This is a genomic window from Asanoa iriomotensis, assembly GCF_016862515.1.
Taxonomy (GTDB): domain Bacteria; phylum Actinomycetota; class Actinomycetes; order Mycobacteriales; family Micromonosporaceae; genus Asanoa; species Asanoa iriomotensis.
Genome location: NZ_BONC01000165.1, coordinates 1 through 3,596, shown reverse-complemented (window position 1 = coordinate 3,596; position 3,596 = coordinate 1). Strand labels below are relative to the sequence as shown.

Genomic DNA, 3,596 nt, shown 5'->3' with positions numbered 1-3,596 from the left:
AATCATTCCAGTCGAGGGCCGACCCATAGGGGCGGCCCTCGACTGCGTGTGCCGACAGATTCGGCATCAGGAAGGATGTACCCCGTGAGTGCAGACCAGAGCGGCGACGCCCCTCGCGACCGCCGCGACGACGAGCGCGGCGGCGAGAGCCGTGCGCGCGACCGAGGCGACCGGGGTAACCGCGACCGCGACGACCGCGGCTTCCGGCCCCGCCGTGAAGGTGACCGCTCCTACGGCGGTGACCGTGGTGGTGACCGTGGTGGTGACCGTGGTGGTGACCGTGGTGGTGACCGTGGCGGCTACCGTTCCGGGCCGCGTGAGGGCGGCGCCGGCGGGCGTGGCGGCTACGGCGATCGTGGCCGCTCCTACGGCGACCGCGACGACCGAGGCGGCTACCGCGGCGGTGACCGCGGTGGAGACCGGGGTGGCTTCCGCGGAGGTGACCGCGACGACCGCGGTGGTTTCCGTGGCGGCGACCGGGGTGGCGACCGCGGTGGGTTCCGTTCGGGTCCCCGCGAGGACCGGCCCTACCGCGACCGCGACGACCGGGGCCAGCAGGGCCGTGGTGGATACGGCGACCGCCCGAGCTACGGCGACCGGCGCGGCTCCGGTGACCGCCCGTTCCGCGACCGCGACGACCGCGGTGGACGGCCCTTCCAGGGTCGCGACGACCGCGGTGGACGGCCCTACCAGGGTCGCGACGACCGTGGCGGTCGGCCCTACCAGGGTCGCGACGACCGCGGCGGCCGGCCCTACCAGGGTCGCGACGACCGCGGCGGCCGGCCCTTCCAAAGCCGCGACGACCGTGGTGGCTTCCGTGGTGGCGAGCAGCGCGGCGGCGGCGACCGGCCTTACCGCGACCGCGACGACCGCGGTGGCTTCCGCGACAGCGGGCCGCGCGGCGGCGACCGCCCCTACCGCGACCGCGACGACCGTGGCGGCTTCCGTGGTGGCGAGCAGCGTGGCGGTGACCGCCCGTTCCGCGGCCGCGACGAGGGCTTCCGCCCGGGTCAGCGCGGCGATCGTCCGAACCGCGACCGCGACGACCGTGGTGGCGACCGTGGTGGCTTCCGCTCCGGCCCGCGCGAGGGCGGCACTTCCTACGGCGACCGCGACCGCGGGTTCCGTTCGGGACCGCGCAACTTCGACGACCGTGGCGGCCGCCCCACCCGTGACCGGGACGACCGTGGCGGCTTCCGTGACAGCGGACCACGCGACGGCGGCCAGCGCGGTGGCGACCGGCCCTACCGGGACCGGGACGACCGTGGTGGCCGACCGTTCCAGGGCCGGGACGACCGGGGCGGCTTCCGCTCGGGTCCGCGCGACCGCGACGACCGGGGTGGTTTCCGGGGTGGCCGCGACCGCGACGACCGGGGCGGTTTCCGCTCCGGCCCCCGCGAGGGTGGCCCCCGCGAAGGCGGCTTCCGCGACCGGGACGACCGGGACCGTGGCCCGCGCGACGAGGCTCCCTCGACCCCGGTGGGTCCGCAGATCCCCGAGGACATCACGGCGAACGACCTCGACAAGGACGTCCGCGCCGAGCTGCTCGGGCTCAACCGGCCCGTGGCCGAGATCGTGGCGCGGCACCTGGTCGCGACCGGCCGACTGATCGACGACGACCCGGACGAGGCGCTGGCGCACGCGCTGGCCGCCCGCCGGCTCGCCTCGCGGATCGCCGCGGTGCGGGAGGCGGTCGGGCTGGCCGCGTACCACGCCGGCGAGTGGCAGGTGGCGATCGGCGAGCTGCGCACGTACCACCGGATGACCGGGCGCCAGGACCACCTGGCGGTGCTCGCCGACTGCGAGCGCGCGCTCGGCCGCCCGGAGCGGGCGATCGACCTCTACCGCGGCGCCGACCGCGCCGCGCTGGCCCCGGCCGACGCCGTCGAGCTGCTGATCGTGGCTGCCGGCGCGCGTGGTGACCTCGGCCAGAAGGACGCCGCCGTCGCGATGCTCCAGGTCCGTGAGCTGACCAGCGGCACCGAGGAGCCGTGGGCGGGCCGGCTGCGGTACGCGTACGCCGATGCCCTGCTCGCTGCCGATCGCCGGGACGAGGCGCGTGAGTGGTTCGCCCGCGCGGCCGAGGTCGACGAGGACGGCGAGACCGACGCGGCCGAGCGGCTGCTGGAGCTCGACGGTGTGACCATCGAGGGCGACGACCAGGACGAGGAGGACGACGTCCTGGCCGAGGCCGCCGAGGTCGAGGAGGCCGACGAGGACGGCGACGACGAGGACGACGAGGAAGAGGGCGTCGAGCTCGACTCCGAGGGTCGCGCCGACGACGACGCCGCGGTGGACGCCGAGATCGACGAGGACGCCGACGACAACGACCTGCCGACCGCGGACGACCAGCCGGTCCAGGCCGTCACCGGCGCCCTGCCGGAGGAGGTCGCGGCGGACGACGTGCCCGCCAAGGTCGACGAGACGGTCGAGGTCGACGCCGAGGGTCGGCCAGAGGACGGTTCCCCGGTGGACGCGGAGATCGACGCCGACCCGGACGCCGATCTCGACGCCGACGACCGCAAGGTCCTGCCCGAGATCGACGACACCGACGACAAGCGATGACCCTGTCGCCACCGGCGTCGGGTCGGCTCGCTGACGCGTACGACCTGGTGATCTTCGATTTGGACGGGGTCATCTACCTGTCCGACAGCGCGGTGGCGGGCGCGGTGGACGCGGTCAAGCGGCTGCACGACGAGGGCCGGGCGGTCGCGTACGCGACGAACAACGCCAGCCGGCGCGCCACCGCGGTGGCCGACCTGCTGACCGGGCTCGGCGTGCCGGCCGCCGCGGACGAGGTGCTGACCTCCGCGGCGGCCGCCGCCCGGCGACTGGCGGACCGGCTCGAACCCGGCGCCCGCGTGCTGGTGGTCGGCGCCGAGGCGCTGCGCCAGGAGGTCGCCGAGCGCGGCCTGACGCCGGTGACCAGCGCGGACGACAAGCCGGTGGCGGTCGTGCAGGGCTACGGGCGCGAGGTCGGCTGGGTGATCCTGGCCGAGGCCGCCCTGGCCGTGCGCGCCGGCGCGCTCTGGATCGCGACCAACACCGACCGCACCCTGCCGAGCCCGCGTGGCCCACTGCCGGGCAACGGCTCGCTGGTCGCCGTGCTGCGCACCGCGCTCGACCGCGAGCCGGACGAGGTGATCGGCAAGCCCGAGCCGGTGCTGTTCGAGGAGGCGGTCAAGAAGGACTCCGCCCGGCGGCCCGTGGTCGTCGGCGACCGGCTCGACACCGACATCGAGGGTGCGGTGCGGGCCGGCATGGACAGCCTGCTCGTGCTGACCGGGGTGAGCCAGCCCCGCGACCTGGTCGCGGCGCCGGAGCACCAGCGGCCGACCTACGTCGCCAAGGACCTGGCCGGCCTCTTCGACGACGTGGAGACGCTCGCGGTCACCGGTGAGGGCACCGGCTGGCGCGTGACCGACGGTCGGCTCGAGGGACACGGCGACCCGATCGCCGCCCTGCGCACGATCGCCGCCGCCGCGTGGTCGGGCACGGACGTCACGCACCTCGAGGGCGCCGGCGACGAAGCCGCGAGCGCCCTGCGAACCCTGGGCCTAGGGTCTGTGTCGAGGTCCTGACCGGGCTGCGGCGGA

General features: G+C 75.8%; 3 protein-coding genes. 2 read left to right on the top strand and 1 reads right to left on the bottom strand.

Annotated features, from left to right (window positions below):
* Nucleotides 1–66: 66 nt before the first annotated feature.
* On the bottom strand, nt 67–1,587 hold the full coding sequence (locus Air01nite_RS40715) for a hypothetical protein (protein ID WP_203708873.1): 1,521 nt from the start codon (nt 1,585–1,587) through the stop codon (nt 67–69).
* Between Air01nite_RS40715 and Air01nite_RS40710 the strand changes: the two genes are divergently transcribed.
* Nucleotides 1,576–2,565, top strand: a complete 990-nt coding sequence (locus Air01nite_RS40710) for a Replicase polyprotein 1ab (protein ID WP_203708875.1) — start codon at nt 1,576–1,578, stop codon at nt 2,563–2,565. The genes Air01nite_RS40715 and Air01nite_RS40710 overlap by 12 nt on opposite strands.
* A 2-nt stretch (nt 2,566–2,567) precedes the next feature.
* The gene (locus Air01nite_RS40705; protein ID WP_373310580.1) at nt 2,568–3,581 is read left to right on the top strand and encodes an HAD-IIA family hydrolase; all 1,014 of its coding nucleotides are present in this window, start codon (nt 2,568–2,570) and stop codon (nt 3,579–3,581) included.
* Nucleotides 3,582–3,596: the final 15 nt, after the last annotated feature.